The sequence below is a fragment of the Pseudomonas asiatica genome (assembly GCF_040214835.1).
Taxonomy (GTDB): Bacteria; Pseudomonadota; Gammaproteobacteria; order Pseudomonadales; family Pseudomonadaceae; genus Aquipseudomonas; species Aquipseudomonas putida_Z.
In genome coordinates this window covers 348,288-366,025 of record NZ_CP157874.1, presented here as the reverse complement: position 1 = coordinate 366,025, position 17,738 = coordinate 348,288, and the positions used below count along the sequence as shown (strand labels likewise).

Below are 17,738 nucleotides of genomic sequence, written 5' to 3'. Positions count from 1 at the left end.
GAGTGACGGGCCTGGCCCCATCGCCGGCAAACCAACTCCCATAGGTACGGCGTCAGGCTTGAGTTTGCAACCTTCCCTGTGAGATCGGAAGTGCCATGAAAAAGCCCCTCAATATGAGGGGCTTATCTTATTCGCGCTATTACGCCGCACCCCACATCTTGTGCGGGTCGATGACGAATTTCTTCGGCACACCGGCATCGAACTCGCCATAACCTTCCGGCGCCTGATCCAGATTGATCACCTGCACACCCACCACTTCAGCGATGTTGATTCGGTCCCACATGATCGCCTGCATCAGCTGGCGGTTGTACTTCATGGTCGGGGTCTGGCCGGTGTGGAAGCTGTGCGACTTCGCCCAGCCCAAGCCAAAGCGAATGCTCAGCGCGCCGATCTTGGCGGCAGCATCCACCGCACCCGGGTCTTCGGTCACGTACAAACCCGGGATACCGATGTTGCCGGCAACGCGGGTAACCTGCATCAGCGAGTTCAGCACGGTGGCCGGCGCTTCATGCTTGGCACCTTCGTGACCATGGCCGCGGGCTTCGAAGCCGACGGCGTCGACGGCGCAGTCCACTTCCGGCTCGCCGAGGATGTCGACGATCTGCTCGTGCAGCGGGGTGTCCTTGGACAGGTCGACCACTTCGAAGCCTTGGGACTTGGCGTGGGCCAGGCGGGCTGGGTTGAGGTCGCCGACGATGACGCAGGCAGCGCCCAGCAGGCGTGCCGAGGCAGCGGCAGCCAGACCGACCGGGCCGGCACCAGCAACGTAGACGGTGCTGCCTGGGCCTACACCGGCAGTCACGGCACCGTGGTAGCCGGTCGGCAGGATGTCGGACAGGCAGGTCAGGTCACGGATCTTTTCCATGGCCTTGTCACGCTCGGGCAGTTTCAGCAGGTTGAAGTCGGCGTACGGCACCAGCACGTACTCGGCCTGGCCGCCGGTCCAGTCGCCCATGTCGACGTAACCATAGGCACCGCCAGCGCGGGCAGGGTTGACGGAGAGGCAGACACCGGTGTGCATTTCCTTGCAGGAGCGGCAGCGGCCACAGGCGACGTTGAATGGCACCGAGACCAGGTCGCCAATCTGCATGCGCTCGACGTCACGGCCCTTCTCGACGATCTCGCCGGTGATTTCGTGGCCCAGGACCAGGCCGACCTGGGCAGTGGTGCGACCGCGGACCATGTGCTGGTCGGAGCCGCAGATGTTGGTGGAGACCACCTTCAGGATCACGCCGTGCTCGATCTTCTTGCCGCGTGGGTCCTGCATTTTCGGGTAGTCGATCTTCTGCACCTCGACCTTGCCGGCGCCGAGATATACCACTCCACGATTGCCAGACATGCTCTTACCTCGCTTGATTTATATTTATGCAGCGGTGGTTGAACGCGCCGCCATCCGTGGGCGGCATGTGTTACTGGAATGCAGGGAATTGTGGGCCTGATGGGGACGGATGCGCTGACTGGAAACGACAGGCAAATACCTCTGAACGGCAATCGGCCAGGTGGTGGTCGCGCGCATGCCCGGGGCGATGAATATCTACCGCAATACGTTGGCGACCGAGTGATTCGATAGGGATGCAGTAACCCATCGTCTATCAAACTGGAGAACCACCATGACGGATACTGAACGCCCCGAGGACGCCTTCTGGCCATACTGGGTCGAGGCTGCCAGGCAGCAGGGCTTCGACCCAGACATCGAAGCAGCATTGTTCGGCAAACAGCGGTACTTTCTGGACGCCGACAAGATCTTCTATTACGCGGCTTATGGTCCAGGCTACGACTTCGACGAAGAAGCCGAAGGCATGGATCTTCACGAGTTCAAAGCAGGCTGGGTGGACCGCGACGGCGATCCAATCCCAGGTAACAAACTGGGTGCGGACATGCGCCAGAGGTTCGTTACAGCCATCCGCGAAACCCTGAAAGCCCATGCCCGCGATAAAAGCTAGACGCGGTCAGAGCACCACAGTCCTGTTCGCATTGAGGAACACTCGTCGCTCGATGTGATACCCCACCGCTCGCGCCAGGGTCAGGCACTCGATGTCGCGCCCTTTGGCAATCAGGTCTTCGGGGTAATGACTGTGGTCGACCACCTCCACACCCTGGGCGATGATCGGGCCTTCGTCCAGGTCGTTGTTGATGTAGTGCGCGGTAGCGCCAACCATCTTCACGCCCTTGTTGTACGCCTGGTGATAAGGCTTGGCGCCTTTGAACCCTGGCAGCAACGAGTGGTGAATGTTGATCGCCCAACCATCCAGGCGCCGGCACAGCTCTGGCGACAGCACCTGCATGTAGCGCGCAAGAATCACCAGTTCGGCGCCGGTTTCCTCGATCACCTGAAGTACCTTGCGCTCTTGCCCGGGCTTGTCCTTGGGGTCGAGGGCAAAGTGGTAGTAAGGAATCTTGTGCCAGTGTGCCAGGGGTTCGAGATCAGGGTGGTTGGATACCACCGCGACCACGTCCATGGCCAGCTGACCGATACGCTGGCGATACAGCAGGTCGTTAAGGCAGTGGTCGGCCTTGGACACCATGATCACCACTTTGGGGCGATGGTTAGGTGCGGTCAGCTCGAAGGTCATGCCGAACGCCTCGCTGCGCTCGGCAAGGCCGGCCCGGAAGCCGGCTTCATCGAAATCATCCGGCTGGCGGAACTCCACGCGAATGAAGAAACGCCCCGACAGCCGGTCATCGAAGGAGTGGTGCTCCGTCACGTAGCAGCGCTGCTCGAAGAGGTAACGCGTCACCACGTCGACGGTGCCGAGCATGCTCGGGCAGTCGGCGGTGAGAATCCAGGTATCCGGTGCCCGACTCATGTTCTGTTCTCCTTAAGCCTCGATGCTCAGGCCGTACTCGGCCGAAGCGTCCTGCAGCCACAGCCACCAGTAGTCGGCGAAGCTGCGGCGAATCACCAGCTCCCAGGTATCTTCGGCGGTGCGGCGAATCACCAGTTGCGACTTGGCGAACACGGTGCCGACTGCCTTGCCCACCGGGAAGTTGTTCGGGTGAACATCATAGCTGGTGGATTTCATCAGAACTTCGCGCACATTCGGGCCGCGCAGTTCCAGCAGGCTCTGCCCGCCGCTGACATTGACCACCTGGATGTGCTGGCCTTCGAGGGCTGCGCGCAGCTTTTGCTCAACGGCAAACTCCTGGCCACCCGGGACGATCAGCAACCACTCGTCGGGGCCCATCCATTGCAGCGACATTTCGTTGTTGGCGACCACGGTCAGTGCCACTGGCAGCTCCAGGCCCAGGGCCTTGTGCACGCCGGCGGCGAATTCCGGGTTGTGGCCGTCGCCACGGATGGTCAGGTGGCCGAGGAACTTGCGTTCACGCAGGGTCACGCCTGCGTTCTTGCGGCCTTTGCCAACCAGGCTGGCCAGGTCGGCGTGGTGCAGTGGCGACTGGGCCTTGGCCTCGGCGCCGGGGTTTTGCTGGAAGACGTTGATAGCGCTCATTTCTTACCTGCCTTGAATTCTGTTGATCGCGAAGACCTGAGGTAGAACCTGTAGTCACAGACTGAGGAGACCCAGTGTGGGAGCGGGTTTACCCGCGAAGAGGGCGGTGAATCCACCATCGCATTCGCGGGTGAACCCGCTCCCACAGAGGCCGCATTCCAATCAGAGCTACCGGTGAAGCCTCAAACGTTCTGCCGCTCACCCTTCGGATCGAAGAACACCGAAGACACGATCTCCGCCTCGATCACGCTGCCATCCGCCTGCGGCGAGTAGACGCGCTCGCCCATGCGCTTGAGGCCGCCTTTGACCACCCCCATGGCGAACGAGTAGCCCAGGGAGTTGGACGCATAGCTGGAGGTGACGTGGCCAACCATATCCATCGGGATCGGCTGTTTCGGGTCGAATACCAGCTGGGCGCCTTCCGGCAGCCACTGGTTCGGGTCGACCGGCTTCAGGCCTACCAGTTGCTTGCGGTTCTCGCGCACGCAGTCTTCGCGGTTCATGCCACGCAGGCCGATCCACGAGTACGGCTTGTTGCGGCCTACGCACCAGCTCATGTTCAGGTCGTCCGGGGTCATCGAGCCGTCGGTATCCTGGCCAACAATGATGAAGCCCTTCTCGGCACGCAGTACGTGCATGGTCTCGGTACCGTACGGGGTCAGGTTGTACTTCTTGCCTGCCTCGATGATCTGTTCCAGAACGCCCATGGCGTAGTTGGCCTGCACGTTGACTTCGTACGACAGCTCGCCGGTGAACGAGATACGGAACACCCGGGCCGGTACGCCGCCGACGTTGCCTTCCTTCCAGGTCATGAACGGGAAGGCTTCCTTGTCCATGTCGATGTCGGTCAGCTCGCTCAGCAGCTTGCGGCTGTTGGGGCCGGACAGGGTCATGGTGGCCCAGTGGTCGGTGACCGAGGTGAAGTACACCTTCAGTTCCGGCCACTCGGTCTGGTGGTACAGCTCCATCCACTGCAGCACACGGGCGGCGCCGCCAGTGGTGGTGGTCATGATGAAGTGGTTGTCGCCGACGCAGGCGGTTACGCCGTCGTCGAAGACCATGCCGTCTTCCTTGCACATCAGGCCATAGCGGGCCTTGCCCACGTCGAGCTTGGTCCAGGCGTTGGTGTAGATGCGGTTGAGGAACTCACGCGCATCCGGGCCCTGAATGTCGATCTTGCCCAGGGTCGAGGCGTCCAGCAGGCCCACGCTGTCGCGCACGGCCTTGCACTCACGGGTCACGGCGGCGTGGATGTCTTCACCGGCTTTCGGGAAGTACCACGGGCGTTTCCACTGGCCGACGTCTTCGAACTCGGCGCCGTTCTTCACGTGCCAGGCATGCAGGGCGGTGAAGCGTACGGGCTCGAACAGGTGACCACAGTGACGGCCCGCTACTGCACCGAAGGTAACCGGCGTGTAGTTGGGGCGGAACATGGTGGTGCCCATTTCCGGGATGGTAATGCCGATCGAACGGGCGGCAATGGCCAGGCCGTTGATGTTGCCCAGTTTGCCCTGGTCGGTACCGAAGCCCAACGCGGTGTAGCGTTTTACGTGCTCGACCGACTCGAAGCCTTCGCGGGTGGCCAGTTCGATGGCGGCCGCGGTGACGTCGTTCTGCTGGTCGACGAACTGCTTGGGTGCGCGGGCAGTGCCCTTGTCGTGCGGCACCTGGAACAGTGCCACGGTGGCCTCTTCCTTGCGCGCAACGGTTTTCGGCAGGCTGCCAACGGTGGCCTTGAAGCCCGCTTCGGTGGCTGCGCGAACGCCGCCTTCGAAGCCATCGGCGATCACGTCGCCCAGGGCGTAGACGCCGTTGATGCCACCCACGCATTCGCGTTTTTGCGGGGCATCGCCCGGCACGAAGCCGAGGATGTCTTCACGCCATACCGGGCGACCGCCCAGGTGCGAAGCCAGGTGCACGATCGGGCTGTAGCCGCCGGAGGTGGCGATCAGGTCGCACTCGAGGGTTTCGCCAGGGCTGGTGACCTTGTGTGCCTGCACATCGATGGCGGCCACGCGGGCGCCGGTGACGTGCTTGCTGCCCTTGGCCTCGATCACGGCGCTGGAGGTGAGGATGCGAATGCCTTTGGCACGTGCTTCTTCAACCAGCGAGCCACGCGGGTTGTGGCGGGCGTCGGCAATGGCGACCACTTGCAGGCCGGCGTCGTGCCAGTCCAGCGCGGCGCGGTAGGCGTGGTCGTTGTTGGTCGACAGCACCAGCTTGCGGCCCGGGGCCACGCCGTAGCGGCGTACGTAGGTGGACACGGCACCGGCCAGCATGTTGCCCGGCAGGTCGTTGTTGCCGTACACCAGCGGGCGCTCGTGGGCGCCGGCAGCCAGCACCACGCGCTTGGCGCGGACGCGGTGCACGCGGTGGCGTACCTGGCCGATCGGGGCGCGGTCGCCGAGGTGGTCGGTGAGGCGCTCGTGGATGGTCAGGAAGTTATGGTCGTGGTAGCCGTTGACCGTGGCACGTGGCAGCAAGGTCACTTCCGGCAGGCTTTCCAGCTCCTTCACCACGGCGCTGACCCAATCGGCAGCAGGCTTGCCGTCGAGGGTTTCGCGGGTGTCGAGCAGGCTGCCGCCGAACTCTTCCTGCTCGTCAGCCAGGATCACGCGGGCACCGCTGCGGGCAGCGGCCAGCGCTGCGGCCAGGCCGGCAGGGCCGGCGCCGACGATCAGCACGTCGCAGTGCTGGTTCATGTAGTCGTAGCTGTCCGGGTCGTTCTGCAGCGGCGCGCGGCCAAGGCCCGCGGCTTTGCGGATGTACTTCTCGTAAGTCATCCAGAACGATTTCGGGTACATGAAGGTTTTGTAGTAGAAGCCCGGCGGCATCATGCTGCCGCCCACCTTGCCCAGGATGCCCATGACGTCGTTGTTGACGTTCGGCCAGCCGTTGGTGCTGGTAGCTACAAGACCTGCGTACAGCGCCTGCTGGGTGGCACGCACGTTGGGGATCTGGGTGGCTTCGCTGGAGCCGATCTGCAGGATGGCGTTCGGCTCTTCGGTACCGGCGGCGATGATGCCGCGTGGGCGCGAATACTTGAAGCTGCGGCCGACGATGTCGACGCCGTTGGCCAGCAACGCGGCGGCCAGGCTGTCACCGGCATAACCCTGGTAGGTCTTGCCGTTGAAAGTGAAGTTCAGGACCTTGCTGCGGTCGATACGGCCGCCGCTGGCGAGGCGATAGGTCTGGCTCATACTTTTTCCCCTTGGCCTTTGACGGTCGACGCGGCGCTGCTCTGCTTGCCGCTGGCGGTCACTTGCGGCTTCTCGCCAATCTTGTAGGTTTCCAGAATCTCGTAGGTCACGGTGTCGCGGGTGACGTTGAAATACTGGCGGCAGCCGGCAACGTGGTCCCACAGTTCGTGGTGAATACCGCGTGGGTTGTCACGGTAGAACATGTAGGTACCCCACTCCTCGTCGGAGCAGGCGTTAGGATCCAGCGGGCGGGCGATGTGCGCCTGGCCAGAGGCGTGGAACTCTTCTTCGGAGCGCAGCTCGCCGCAGTGGGGACAGAAAATATGCAACATGACGGTGTCTCCGGTTAGTGGGCGACGGCGGCGGCGCCGTGTTCGTCGATCAGTGCGCCGTTGTAGAAACGGTCCATGGAGAACGGCGCGGCCAGTGGGTGCATTTCGCCCTTGGCCAGGCTCGCGGCGAAGACGTTGCCCGAACCCGGGGTCGCCTTGAAGCCGCCAGTACCCCAACCGCAGTTGAAGAACATGTTCTTGACCGGGGTCTTGGTGATGATCGGGCAAGCGTCCGGCGAGGTATCGACGATGCCGCCCCACTGGCGGTTCATGCGCACGCGCGAGAGGTTGGGGAACATCTCGACGATGGCCTGCAGGGTGTGCTCGATCACCGGGTACGAACCGCGCTGGCCATAGCCGACCCAGCCGTCGATACCGGCACCGATCACCAGGTCGCCCTTGTCGGACTGGCTGATGTAGCCGTGCACGGCGTTGGACATGATCACGCTGTCGATGATCGGCTTGATCGGCTCGGATACCAGTGCTTGCAGCGGGTGCGATTCCAGCGGCAGGCGGAAGCCGGCCAGCTTGGCCATGTGCCCGGAGTTACCGGCGGTGACCACGCCGACGCGCTTGGCGCCGATGAAGCCTTTGTTGGTTTCCACACCGATGACCGCGCCGTTTTCCTTGCGGAAGCCGATCACTTCGGTCTGCTGGATCAGGTCCACGCCCAGGGCGTCGGCGGCACGGGCAAAGCCCCAGGCCACGGCGTCGTGACGCGCCACGCCGCCACGGCGCTGCACGGTGGCACCGAGGATCGGGTAGCGGGTGTTCTTCGAGCAGTCCAGGTAAGGGATCTCGGCCGCGACCTGGGCAGTGTTGAGCAGCTCGCCATCCACGCCGTTCAGGCGGTTGGCGCTGACCCGGCGCTCGGAGTCACGCATGTCCTGCAGGGTGTGGCACAGGTTGTACACGCCGCGCTGGGAGAACATCACGTTGTAGTTGAGGTCCTGGGACAGGCCCTCCCACAGCTTCATGGCATGCTCGTACAGGTGCGCCGACTCGTCCCACAGGTAGTTGGAACGCACGATGGTGGTGTTACGGGCGGTGTTGCCGCCGCCCAGGTAGCCCTTCTCGATCACGGCAACGTTGGTGATGCCGTGTTCTTTGGCCAGGTAGTAGGCCGTGGCCAGGCCATGGCCGCCACCGCCGACGATAACCACGTCGTAGACCTTTTTAGGGGTTGGCGTGCGCCACATGCGCTGCCAGTTCTCGTGGTGGCTGAGGGAGTGCTTGAAAAGGCCGAAGCCCGAGTAACGTTGCATGGTGTGTGACTCCACTCAGCGGTAAACAGGGAAATCTGCGCACAGGGCCGCGACGTTCTTCGCCACATCGGCTTCGACGTCTGCGTCACCGAGGTTGTCGAGGATGTCGCAGATCCAGCCGGCCAGGGCCACGCACTGAGCGACCTTGAAGCCGCGGGTGGTGACGGCCGGGGTGCCGATACGCAGGCCCGAGGTGACGAATGGCGACTGCGGGTCATTCGGCACCGCGTTCTTGTTGACGGTGATGTGCGCGCGGCCCAGGGCGGCGTCGGCATCTTTGCCGGTGAGGCCCTGGCGGATCAGGCTGACCAGGAACAGGTGGTTGTCGGTGCCACCAGAAACCACATCGTAGCCGCGGTCGATGAACACCTGGGCCATGGCCTGGGCGTTTTCGATCACTTGTTGCTGGTAGGCCTTGAATTCAGGCTCCAGTGCTTCCTTGAAGCACACGGCCTTGGCGGCGATAACGTGCATCAGCGGGCCGCCCTGGGCGCCAGGGAACACCGCGGCGTTCAGTTTCTTCTCGATCTCTTCGTTCGACTTGGCCAGGATCAGGCCGCCACGTGGGCCGCGCAGGGTCTTGTGGGTGGTGGTGGTAACCACATCGGCGAACGGGATCGGGTTCGGGTACAGGCCAGCGGCAACCAGGCCGGCTACGTGGGCCATGTCGACGAACAGCAGCGCACCGACCTTGTCGGCGATGGCGCGGAAGCGTGGGAAGTCGAGGGTCTTGGAGTAGGCCGAGAAGCCGGCAACGATCATTTTCGGCTTGTGCTCGACAGCCAGGCGCTCGACTTCGTCGTAGTCGATCAGGCCGGTGTTGGTGTCGATGCCGTATTGCACAGCGTTGTACAGCTTGCCCGAGGACGACACCTTGGCGCCGTGGGTCAGGTGGCCGCCGTGGGCCAGGCTCATGCCGAGGATGGTGTCACCAGCCTGCAGCAGGGCCAGGTAGACGGCACCGTTGGCCGAGGAGCCGGAGTGCGGCTGGACGTTGGCGTAGTCGGCACCGAACAGCTGCTTGGCGCGCTCGATGGCCAGGGCTTCTACCTTGTCCACGTGCTCGCAGCCACCGTAGTAGCGCTTGCCCGGGTAGCCTTCGGCGTACTTGTTGGTCAGGCCGCTGCCTTGGGCCTGCATCACGCGCTTGGAGGTGTAGTTTTCCGAGGCGATCAGCTCGATGTGGTCTTCCTGGCGCTGTTCTTCGGCATTCATCGCCGCCAGCAGTGCATCGTCGTAACCCTGGATCTGGTCTTGCTTGCTGAACATCGTGTATCTCCCGGCAGCGATCATTTTTTGTCGTGGGGCACTGTGGCCCTTTGTGGCGATGTTATGACTGGCCGGGGCGGGTCAGATGCCTGCGCACGCCTTGCAATGGCGCGTTTACGACATTCGCTTTTGTGTTGACCGTGCCGGCCCTTTCGCGGGTGAACCCGCTCCCACAGGTACGGCGGTGCCTCAATGCTTGCAATCTCCCTGTGGGAGCGGCTTTAGCCGCGAAGAGGCCAGTACAGGCAATGCCGAAATCAAACGCTGCACCGCTTGTATAGGCAACTGCTGAATCGATGGTTTAGAGTGCTGTTCTGCGTCGTTCACAGGACAGTGTCATGACAGATAAGAGCCAACAATTCGCCAGCGACAACTATTCCGGCATCTGCCCCGAAGCCTGGGCAGCGATGGAAAAGGCCAACCATGGCCACGACCGCGCCTACGGCGACGACCAGTGGACCGAACGCGCCGCGGAATACTTCCGCAAGCTGTTCGAAACCGACTGCGAGGTGTTCTTCGCCTTCAACGGCACCGCCGCCAACTCCCTGGCCCTGGCCTCGCTGTGCCAGAGCTACCACAGCGTTATCTGTTCCGAGACCGCCCACGTCGAAACCGACGAGTGCGGTGCGCCGGAGTTCTTCTCCAACGGCTCCAAACTGCTGACCGCGCCCAGCGTCAACGGCAAGCTGACACCACAGTCGATCCGCGAAGTGGCGCTGAAGCGCCAGGACATCCACTACCCCAAGCCACGGGTGGTGACCATTACCCAGGCCACCGAGGTGGGCACCGTCTATCGCCCCGACGAGCTGAAAGCGATCAGCGCCACCTGCAAGGAGCTGGGGCTGAACCTGCACATGGACGGCGCCCGCTTCAGCAATGCCTGTTCGTTCCTGGGCTGCAGCCCGGCAGAGCTGACCTGGAAGGCTGGCGTCGATGTGCTGTGCTTTGGCGGCACCAAGAACGGCATGGCGGTGGGCGAGGCGATCCTGTTCTTCAACCGCCAACTGGCCGAGGACTTCGACTACCGCTGCAAGCAGGCCGGGCAACTGGCATCGAAGATGCGCTTCCTGTCGGCGCCTTGGGTGGGCCTGCTGGAAGATGGCGCCTGGCTGCGCCATGGCGCGCATGCCAACCACTGCGCACAGTTGCTCGCCTCGCTGGTGAGTGACTTGCCGGGGGTGGAGCTGATGTTCCCGGTTGAAGCCAACGGGGTGTTCCTGCAGATGCCGGAACACGCGATCGAGGCACTGCGCGGCAGGGGATGGCGGTTCTATACCTTCATTGGTAGCGGCGGGGCGCGGTTCATGTGCTCGTGGGATACCGAGGAAGAGCGGGTGCGCGAGCTGGCGGCGGATATCCGGGCGATTATCGCTGCATGAAACCGACCGGCCTCGCAGCGATGCGTGTCGCTACCAGGCCGGTCTCTGGTGCGCAGTTTGGCCTACCCCGTTAAACGGGCCGGCTGCGTAAAGTCGGCTTAATTACGGACCCTGTTTTTCGCAACTGGTAAAAATACCAGTTACGCTTTAAGTTCCGATAAATGAAACTGGCTCTAGAAGGACATGTACTTCTCAAGATACCTGTATTCCAAGAGGGACCAGACCATGAGCGCCACTTTGAAATTCCAGTACGAAAACGAAAGTGTCGAAATCGCGGGTAACGCAGAAGCCGCCAAAGCCCTTGCTTCGGTAAAGGTGGGTGACATCGTGCAAGCCGCTTCGGAGACCAACGCCGTTATCGGCAGAGTCGCCAGTATCTCTGTATCAGGTAACCAGGCGGCAGCAAGCAAAACCTACAAGCTGGGCCGTATCCAGCAACCGCTGAAGCGGCGTGCCGGCAAACGTACCACTCATGTCGGTGCAACTATCTACGCCAACGAAAAACCCTACACCGTGCATGACGTCGGCGTTATCTCGATCTATACCTCGCAGCCGAAATTCGAGTTTGAAGGCGTGATGATTGAAAACCCAAGCGTATTTGCAGCGATCGAAGTATTCTCCGACGGCGATGCCTACATCGATTTTTATATTAATGAGCCGCAGTGAGCAATAGCATTGCTCGGCTGAATAATTGGCTCACCCCAGTATCGTGATTCAACATTCTGGGGTGAGCTACATCAAGCCAGTAACGCGTCTATCGACTGCGTTGCTCCCTTACAAAGCTGCCAGGTCTTTTGCCGCACCCCATGAGTCGATCATAATCTGAAGCCATTCATCTGCTGCGCCAGATCGTTAGCCAAACCACGCAATGCCAGGCATTCCTCGCGACACCCTTGCACCTCCGCCGCGGTCTCCCGCGCCAGGTCGGAAATCCCCTGCACCGTACGGTTGATCTCCTCGGTCACCGCCGACTGCTCTTCGGTCGCAGTAGCCACCTGATGGTTCATGTCGCTGATGTGCTCCACCTGGTCAGTGATCGCCCCCAATGACGCCCCGGTGCGCTGGCTCGACTCCACCCCGCTACCCGTCGCCTGCTGCCCCGCCTGCATCGAACTCACCGCCGAACCCGCGCCCTGCTTCAAGCGGTGAATCATCTGCTGCACTTCGTCGGTGGACAGCTGGGTGCGCCGGGCCAAAGTACGCACCTCATCGGCCACCACGGCAAACCCACGGCCCATCTCCCCTGCCCTTGCCGCTTCGATGGCAGCATTCAGCGCCAGCAGGTTGGTTTGCTCGGAAATGCTACGAATAACCGCTAGAACTTCGTCGATCGAGGCCACTTCATCGGCCAGCTGGCTGACTGCATCGGCCGCCTTGCCGATATCATCCGACATCCCCTCTATACCACGGATCGAGCGTTGCACCACTTCACGCGCCTGCAGGGCTTCGTCCCTCGCCGATTGCGAGGCCTGGGCCGCATCACCGGCATTGCGGGCAATGTCCTGCACGGTCAAACCCATTTCGTGCACGGCGGTAGCGACCATTTCTGTCATTTCCTGCTGGCGCCCGGAACGCTCGGCGGTGTTGTCCACCACCTGTGTCACCTGCTCGACCGCCAGGTGCAGCCGCTCGGAAGTGTGCAATACCTCGCCGATCAACCGGCGCTGGCTGTCGAGGAAGCGGTTGAAGCCACGCGCCAGGTCGCCCAGTTCGTCCTGGCGTGAATCGTCCAGCCGGTGGCTGAGGTCACCCGCGCCGCTGCCAATCTGTACCAGCGCCGCTGTGACGCGGCGGATCGGCCGCACCAGGCCACGCGCCAGCAGCACCACCAGCAGCAGCGACACCAGGGCCACGGCACCACCGATCAGGCTGGTCAGCCATACCGCCTGGTGCATTGGCGCGTAGATTTCCTCCTCCGGCACCTCGGCCACCAGGGTCCAGTTGAGGTCGCGCAGGGGCAGGCCGAGCGCCAGGTAGCTTTCGCCGTCACGGCTGAAGCGGCTGCTGCGCAGGCCTTCGCCGCCGGTCATCAGCGCCTTGGCGGCATCCGCGCCGAGCTGTTCGGGGAGCTGGCGTTTGCCGCTGAAGGCAGCGTCCGGATGAACCTGGATCAGGCCATCGTTACGCACCAGGAACACCTTGCCGTGCTCGCCAAATTTGAAGTCATGGATCAGCTTCGACAGTTCGGTCATGCGCAGGCCCATGCCAGCCACACCGACCAGTTGGCCATTCTTTTCCACTCGATAGTCGATGAACAGCGCGAGCTCGCCGGTGGCACCGTCGATGTCGATGTTGATCAGGCGTTCGGCACCGCTGTCGATGTAGCCGTAGAACCATTTGTCCTTGGGGTTGCTGCGGCTGAGGGTACGGTCCAGTCCATTCTCGTTGTAGTAGTGGCCGGTTTCGGTCGAGACGAACAAGGTGGTGAAGGCCTGGTTGCGCTGCTTGGCGGCGGTCAGGTATTCGATGAATGGAGCGGCCTGGGCAGGGTCTTCACCGGCGGCAAGCCAGTCGCGCAGCAGGGTGTTGCCGGCAATATCCGCCGCCGCCACCAGCGGCTGGCCGAGCATGCGCTCGATGTCGTTGCGGATGGCCTCGATGCTGGCGGGCAGCGCGGTATCGACCAGGTAGCGTTCGGTGAGGCGGTTTAGCGCCACCGTGAAAATGATGACCACCACCAGGATGCTCGCCAGCAGGGCGGCGCCCATGCTGGTGATCAACTGCCACTGGATGCTCTTGCGCCAGATACGCATGCCCTACTCCCCGCATAATTATTGTTCTGCGGAAAGTGTATACACTTGCGTATCCAGTTAATCCAGTGATCTGAAGCAATCATATGCCCTGCGGGTGCGGGTTTACCCGCGAATGCGATGCTGAATGCACTGACGCATTCGCGGGTGAACCCGCTCCCACAGAGGTCGATGCAAGGCCTTATTGTTCGGCTATGGTTCGCACGATGGCGTCCACCGTGGCGTCGATCTGCGCCTGGGTACGCTCCAGCGTCTTGCGGTGCTCATCCTGCAGTTCGATCTGCCGCGAACACAGGTTCAGCGCGGCCAGCACCAGCAGCTTTTCGCCGATCAGGGTCGGGTACTGACGCTTGGTCTGGGCCAGGGCGGTGTTGAGCATCTGCACGGCCTGGGCCAGGGTCGCTTCCTGGCCTTCAGGCGCCTTGATCGAATAGTCGTTGCCGAGGATCGACACGACATTGATCGGCTGCGCTCGCAGTGTCATGCGCCTACGACGCCAGCGTTGGCGCGCTCGAGCAGGGCCTGCAGACGTGCGGCGGTGCTGCCGTTCTTCTCTTCCTGCTCCATCAGCGACAGCTGCAGGGTTTCGTTCTCTTCCTTGGCCTGGGCCAGTTCCTGGCCGAGGACGGTGTTCTGCTCGGTGAGTTGAGCGTTCTTCTGCATCAGGTCGCTGACCAGTTGCTCGATTTGGTTCAGGGAAGCTTCCAGCATGGGTCTATCTCAGGTTGTTGCGAGGGGCGCACACGATAAAGAAAAGTGCGGCCCATCGCCATTAAATATCGGATTCACAAGGTGTCTAACCCGCAGATTGACAGAGGAACCACCCCCTTGTTCCGACATGGGTCAACCGCCGGTCAGGAAAAGGTTAGCAACCTCACAATTTTCGCCAACAGCACTCAAGACTGAGCAGTCACAACCGATAGCCCGGCAAGTCATGTTCTGTCGCACTTTGCGCACCCTTTTCCCTTTGCCTGGATCGTCCCTTCATGTCTCTACGTAATATGAACATCGCCCCGCGCGCGCTGCTCGGCTTCGCGCTCATCGGCCTGCTGATGCTTGGCCTCGGCATCTTCTCCCTCATCCAGATGGGCAACATCCGCCAGGCCGGCGTCGTCATCGAACAGGTCAGCGTGCCCAGCATCAAGATCCTCGACGAACTCACCGCCCTGAACCTGCGCATGCGCACCCTCTCCTACCGCCTGCTGCTCAACCGCGAGCCGGCGACCCAGCGCGAGACCCTGAGCCTGCTGGACGAACGCAACAGCCAGATCGACCGTGCACGCCAGGCCTACCTGCCGATGATCGGCGCCGCCGACGAACAGGCTGCATTCGACCAGTACGGCCAGTTGCTCAACCAGTACCGTCAACTTGAGTCGCGCATGCGCAGCCTGAGCCAGGCCGACCGCGTCGACGAACTGCGCGACCTGCTCAACCGCGACCTGCTGGCCAACTCCGAACAGATCAACAAGGTCATGGACACCCTGGTGCGCATCAACACCGACCAGACCCGCGCCACCAACGAGAAGGCCGCCAACCAGTACGCCGCTGCCTTCGCCCTGGTGATCGGCCTGCTGGTCGCCGCCACCGTGCTGACTTTCGTCTGCGCCTTCCTGCTGACTCGCAGCATCGTCAAGCCGATCGAAGAAGCACTCAAAAGCGCCGAACAGGTCGCCGACGGTGACCTGACCCACGTCATCCGCGCCGAAGGCACTGACGAAGCCGCCCGCCTGCTGCGTGCCATGGCCCGCATGCAGGACAAGCTGCGCGATACCCTGCAACAGATCGCCGGTTCCGCCACCCAGCTAGCCTCGGCAGCCGAAGAGTTGAATGCCGTCACCGACGAAAGTGCCCGTGGCCTGCAGCAGCAGAACAACGAGATCGAGCAGGCTGCCACTGCGGTAACTGAAATGACCAGCGCTGTGGAAGAAGTGGCGCGCAATGCCGTGAGCACCTCGGAAGCGTCCAGTGAAGCCAGCCGCTCCACCGGTGATGGACGTGACCTGGTGATGGAGACCGTGGGTGCCATCGAGCGCATGAGCGGCGATGTGCAGGCCACTGCCAAACTGATCACTCACCTGGCCGAACAGTCGCGCGATATCGGCAAGGTGCTGGACGTGATCCGTGGCCTGGCCGACCAGACCAACCTGCTGGCGCTGAACGCCGCGATCGAGGCGGCACGTGCCGGTGAGGCGGGCCGGGGCTTTGCCGTGGTGGCTGATGAGGTGCGGGCGCTGGCTCATCGTACCCAGCAGTCGACCAGCGAGATCGAGCGGATGATCGGCAGTATCCAGGGCGGTACGGAAGAAGCGGTGGAATCGATGCGCACCAGCACCGAGCGTGCCGAATCCACCCTGAACATTGCCCGTGGCGCAGGCATGGCGCTGGACACCATCGCCGGGGCGGTGGCGCAGATCAACGAGCGTAACCTGGTGATTGCCAGCGCGGCGGAAGAACAGGCGCAGGTGGCGCGGGAAGTGGACCGCAACCTGGTGAACATCAATGACCTGTCGGTGCAGAGTGCTACCGGGGCGCATCAGACCAGTGCGGCGAGTGCGGAGTTGTCGCGGTTGGCTGTGGATCTGAATGGGTTGGTGGCGCGGTTCCGTACCTGACTTTAAAAAGCCGGGGCCGCTTTGCGGCCCTTTCGCGACACAAGGCCGCTCCCACATTGGCCGATGTAACCGGCGCCTTTGTGGGAGCGGCCTTGTGTCGCGATGGGCTGCAAGGCAGCCCCCTGCATTCCCGGATCAGTAATCGATCCGCACATCCCCTTTCGGCACGCTGCAGCACGACAGGATGTAGCCCTCGGCTTCGTCCTCTTCGGTAATGCCGCCGTTGTGCTCCATCTCCACTTCGCCGCCCAGCTTGAGCACCTTGCAGGTGCCGCAAATGCCCATGCCGCAGGCTTTCGGGATCATCAGGCCAACCTTGGCCGCCGCCGCGTGCACAGTCTCGCCCGGGGCGATGCGGATGCTCTTCTCGCTGCCGATGAACTCCACCAGGTTGAGATCGGCCGCATCCAGTTCCGGCGCGTCGGCAGCCTGCTCGGCATGCTCCACCGCATCGGCCTTGGCCTCGGGCGGCGTCGCGCCAAACGATTCCTCGTGATAGTTCTTCATGTCGAAGCCGACCGCTTCGAGCATGCGCTTGACCGCAGTCATGTATGGCGTCGGGCCGCAGCAGAACACCACGCGGTCCATGTAGTCCGGCGCGATCAGCTCCATCAGGCGCTGGTTGAGGTAACCGCGATAACCCGCCCACGGCTCACCCAGGCCATGCTTTTCACAAATGATGTGCAGGCTGAAATTGGGGATGCGCGAGGCCATCTGCTCCAGCTCGCGGTGGTAAATGATGTCCTTCGGCGAACGGGCGCTGTGCACGAACACCATGTCGACATTGCCGTTGGTGTCGTAGAACCAGCGCGCCATCGACATGACCGGGGTGATCCCGACACCGCCCGAGAGGTAAAGCACCTTCTGCGCCGGGAAATCGATAGCGTTGAACAGCCCCACCGGACCGTGCACCGGCAGCTCGGCGCCTTCGTGCATGGTGTCGTGGAGGAAGTTGGACACCAGGCCGCCCGGTACACGCTTGACGGTGATCGAGAAGCTGTAGGGCACCGACGGTGAACTGGAGATGGTGTAGGAACGCATCACCGGCTTGCCTTCGATCTCCAGCTCCAGGGTGACGAACTGCCCCGGCTTGAAGAAGAACATGATCGGCTGATCGGCCATGAAGCAGAACGTGCGCACGTCCCAGGTCTCCTGGATGACCTTGACGCAGCGCACGATGTGGCGGCCGTTGGCCCAGGTCTGGGTAGTGACCGGATTGAGGAAGGTATCGGACATGTTCATCTCCAGCAGCCGACTATTGGCCTTTTTATGGCTTGGATAATGCGCAAGCTGAAGACGACGTACATTCCTGCCAGCGACATCGGCGTGCTTATCGCGACCAGCCCCGCGCTGCAAGGGCTGGCGCGTCGTAATTCAAATCGGCCATGTCGCCCATGGATACGGTTCATGACGCCTTCGGACGCACACTCCACGGCAAAACAACTAGCTGTTTCTTGATAAGCAGCCTTGCGGCACCAC

Annotated in this window: 15 protein-coding genes and 2 pseudogenes; 5 read left to right on the top strand and 12 right to left on the bottom strand. The window is 62.4% G+C overall.

What is annotated here, in order from left to right; all coding sequences use genetic code 11:
- Positions 1–139: 139 nt before the first annotated feature.
- Positions 140–1,339, bottom strand: coding sequence for a formaldehyde dehydrogenase, glutathione-independent (gene fdhA / locus ABNP31_RS01625; RefSeq protein ID WP_350012926.1), 1,200 nt, complete (start codon positions 1,337–1,339; stop codon positions 140–142).
- 271 nt (positions 1,340–1,610) lie between these two features.
- Here fdhA and ABNP31_RS01620 point away from each other — a divergent pair, with 271 nt between their 5' ends.
- On the top strand, positions 1,611–1,943 hold the full coding sequence (locus ABNP31_RS01620) for a hypothetical protein (protein ID WP_061550718.1): 333 nt from the start codon (positions 1,611–1,613) through the stop codon (positions 1,941–1,943).
- Positions 1,944–1,949: 6 nt separating this feature from the next.
- Here the strand turns inward: ABNP31_RS01620 and purU are convergent, their stop codons facing one another.
- The 6 genes from purU to ABNP31_RS01590 all read right to left on the bottom strand — a co-directional run bounded on the left by purU (position 1,950) and on the right by ABNP31_RS01590 (position 9,518).
- Positions 1,950–2,807 (bottom strand): formyltetrahydrofolate deformylase, encoded by an 858-nt coding sequence (gene purU, locus ABNP31_RS01615; protein WP_013970522.1) that lies wholly within the window; start codon positions 2,805–2,807, stop codon positions 1,950–1,952.
- Positions 2,808–2,819: 12 nt separating this feature from the next.
- Complete coding sequence (locus tag ABNP31_RS01610) at positions 2,820–3,452, bottom strand: sarcosine oxidase subunit gamma (RefSeq protein ID WP_085664125.1); 633 nt, start codon at positions 3,450–3,452, stop codon at positions 2,820–2,822.
- Positions 3,453–3,634: 182 nt separating this feature from the next.
- Positions 3,635–6,652 carry a sarcosine oxidase subunit alpha gene (locus tag ABNP31_RS01605; RefSeq protein WP_085664126.1) on the bottom strand — a complete coding sequence of 1,006 codons (3,018 nt, stop codon included), beginning with the start codon at positions 6,650–6,652 and terminating at the stop codon, positions 3,635–3,637.
- On the bottom strand, positions 6,649–6,984 hold the full coding sequence (locus ABNP31_RS01600; RefSeq protein WP_039613194.1) for a sarcosine oxidase subunit delta: 336 nt from the start codon (positions 6,982–6,984) through the stop codon (positions 6,649–6,651). Before ABNP31_RS01600 ends, ABNP31_RS01605 begins: the two co-directional genes overlap by 4 nt.
- 14 nt (positions 6,985–6,998) lie before the next feature.
- Complete coding sequence (locus ABNP31_RS01595; protein WP_003255680.1) at positions 6,999–8,249, bottom strand: sarcosine oxidase subunit beta family protein; 1,251 nt, start codon at positions 8,247–8,249, stop codon at positions 6,999–7,001.
- A gap of 15 nt (positions 8,250–8,264) precedes the next feature.
- On the bottom strand, positions 8,265–9,518 hold the full coding sequence (locus tag ABNP31_RS01590) for a serine hydroxymethyltransferase (RefSeq protein ID WP_025337394.1): 1,254 nt from the start codon (positions 9,516–9,518) through the stop codon (positions 8,265–8,267).
- A gap of 338 nt (positions 9,519–9,856) precedes the next feature.
- Here ABNP31_RS01590 and ABNP31_RS01585 point away from each other — a divergent pair, with 338 nt between their 5' ends.
- Positions 9,857–10,897, top strand: a complete 1,041-nt coding sequence (locus ABNP31_RS01585; protein ID WP_085618423.1) for a low specificity L-threonine aldolase — start codon at positions 9,857–9,859, stop codon at positions 10,895–10,897.
- A 225-nt stretch (positions 10,898–11,122) separates the two neighbouring features.
- On the top strand, positions 11,123–11,563 hold the full coding sequence (locus tag ABNP31_RS01580) for a hypothetical protein (RefSeq protein WP_238067165.1): 441 nt from the start codon (positions 11,123–11,125) through the stop codon (positions 11,561–11,563).
- 149 nt (positions 11,564–11,712) lie between these two features.
- On the opposite strand, the gene ABNP31_RS26140 is transcribed toward ABNP31_RS01580, so the two are convergent.
- From ABNP31_RS26140 to ABNP31_RS01565, 4 genes and pseudogenes are all read right to left on the bottom strand, one after another.
- Positions 11,713–12,417, bottom strand: a complete 705-nt coding sequence (locus ABNP31_RS26140) for a methyl-accepting chemotaxis protein (RefSeq protein WP_433916060.1) — start codon at positions 12,415–12,417, stop codon at positions 11,713–11,715.
- A 207-nt stretch (positions 12,418–12,624) separates the two neighbouring features.
- Positions 12,625–13,467: pseudogene (locus ABNP31_RS26135) on the bottom strand (cache domain-containing protein); the annotation flags it as partial.
- 361 nt (positions 13,468–13,828) lie between these two features.
- Positions 13,829–14,131: a cell division protein ZapA gene (locus ABNP31_RS01570; protein ID WP_350012924.1), complete on the bottom strand. Its 303-nt coding sequence runs from the start codon at positions 14,129–14,131 to the stop codon at positions 13,829–13,831.
- Complete coding sequence (locus tag ABNP31_RS01565; protein ID WP_085618417.1) at positions 14,128–14,358, bottom strand: hypothetical protein; 231 nt, start codon at positions 14,356–14,358, stop codon at positions 14,128–14,130. The genes ABNP31_RS01570 and ABNP31_RS01565 overlap by 4 nt, the downstream gene beginning before the upstream one ends.
- A 275-nt stretch (positions 14,359–14,633) precedes the next feature.
- On the opposite strand from ABNP31_RS01565, the pseudogene ABNP31_RS26130 reads away from it, so the two are divergent.
- Both ABNP31_RS26130 and ABNP31_RS26125 read left to right on the top strand, forming a co-directional pair.
- Positions 14,634–15,356, top strand: a pseudogene (locus ABNP31_RS26130) (MCP four helix bundle domain-containing protein); the annotation flags it as partial.
- 30 nt (positions 15,357–15,386) lie between these two features.
- Positions 15,387–16,259 (top strand): methyl-accepting chemotaxis protein, encoded by an 873-nt coding sequence (locus ABNP31_RS26125; RefSeq protein WP_404943662.1) that lies wholly within the window; start codon positions 15,387–15,389, stop codon positions 16,257–16,259.
- A gap of 135 nt (positions 16,260–16,394) precedes the next feature.
- Here the strand turns inward: ABNP31_RS26125 and gbcB are convergent, their stop codons facing one another.
- The gene (gene gbcB, locus ABNP31_RS01555; protein WP_015268654.1) at positions 16,395–17,495 is read right to left on the bottom strand and encodes a glycine-betaine demethylase subunit GbcB; all 1,101 of its coding nucleotides are present in this window, start codon (positions 17,493–17,495) and stop codon (positions 16,395–16,397) included.
- Positions 17,496–17,738 lie beyond the last annotated feature (243 nt).

Coding starts and splice junctions, on each gene's coding strand:
- fdhA (WP_350012926.1), bottom strand. CDS start 1,339: ATGTCTGGCAATCGTGGAGTGGTATATCTCGGCGCCGGCAAGGTCGAG.
- ABNP31_RS01620 (WP_061550718.1), top strand. CDS start 1,611: ATGACGGATACTGAACGCCCCGAGGACGCCTTCTGGCCATACTGGGTC.
- purU (WP_013970522.1), bottom strand. CDS start 2,807: ATGAGTCGGGCACCGGATACCTGGATTCTCACCGCCGACTGCCCGAGC.
- ABNP31_RS01610 (WP_085664125.1), bottom strand. CDS start 3,452: ATGAGCGCTATCAACGTCTTCCAGCAAAACCCCGGCGCCGAGGCCAAG.
- ABNP31_RS01605 (WP_085664126.1), bottom strand. CDS start 6,652: ATGAGCCAGACCTATCGCCTCGCCAGCGGCGGCCGTATCGACCGCAGC.
- ABNP31_RS01600 (WP_039613194.1), bottom strand. CDS start 6,984: ATGTTGCATATTTTCTGTCCCCACTGCGGCGAGCTGCGCTCCGAAGAA.
- ABNP31_RS01595 (WP_003255680.1), bottom strand. CDS start 8,249: ATGCAACGTTACTCGGGCTTCGGCCTTTTCAAGCACTCCCTCAGCCAC.
- ABNP31_RS01590 (WP_025337394.1), bottom strand. CDS start 9,518: ATGTTCAGCAAGCAAGACCAGATCCAGGGTTACGACGATGCACTGCTG.
- ABNP31_RS01585 (WP_085618423.1), top strand. CDS start 9,857: ATGACAGATAAGAGCCAACAATTCGCCAGCGACAACTATTCCGGCATC.
- ABNP31_RS01580 (WP_238067165.1), top strand. CDS start 11,123: ATGAGCGCCACTTTGAAATTCCAGTACGAAAACGAAAGTGTCGAAATC.
- ABNP31_RS26140 (WP_433916060.1), bottom strand. CDS start 12,417: ATGGGTTTGACCGTGCAGGACATTGCCCGCAATGCCGGTGATGCGGCC.
- ABNP31_RS01570 (WP_350012924.1), bottom strand. CDS start 14,131: ATGACACTGCGAGCGCAGCCGATCAATGTCGTGTCGATCCTCGGCAAC.
- ABNP31_RS01565 (WP_085618417.1), bottom strand. CDS start 14,358: ATGCTGGAAGCTTCCCTGAACCAAATCGAGCAACTGGTCAGCGACCTG.
- ABNP31_RS26125 (WP_404943662.1), top strand. CDS start 15,387: ATGGCCCGCATGCAGGACAAGCTGCGCGATACCCTGCAACAGATCGCC.
- gbcB (WP_015268654.1), bottom strand. CDS start 17,495: ATGTCCGATACCTTCCTCAATCCGGTCACTACCCAGACCTGGGCCAAC.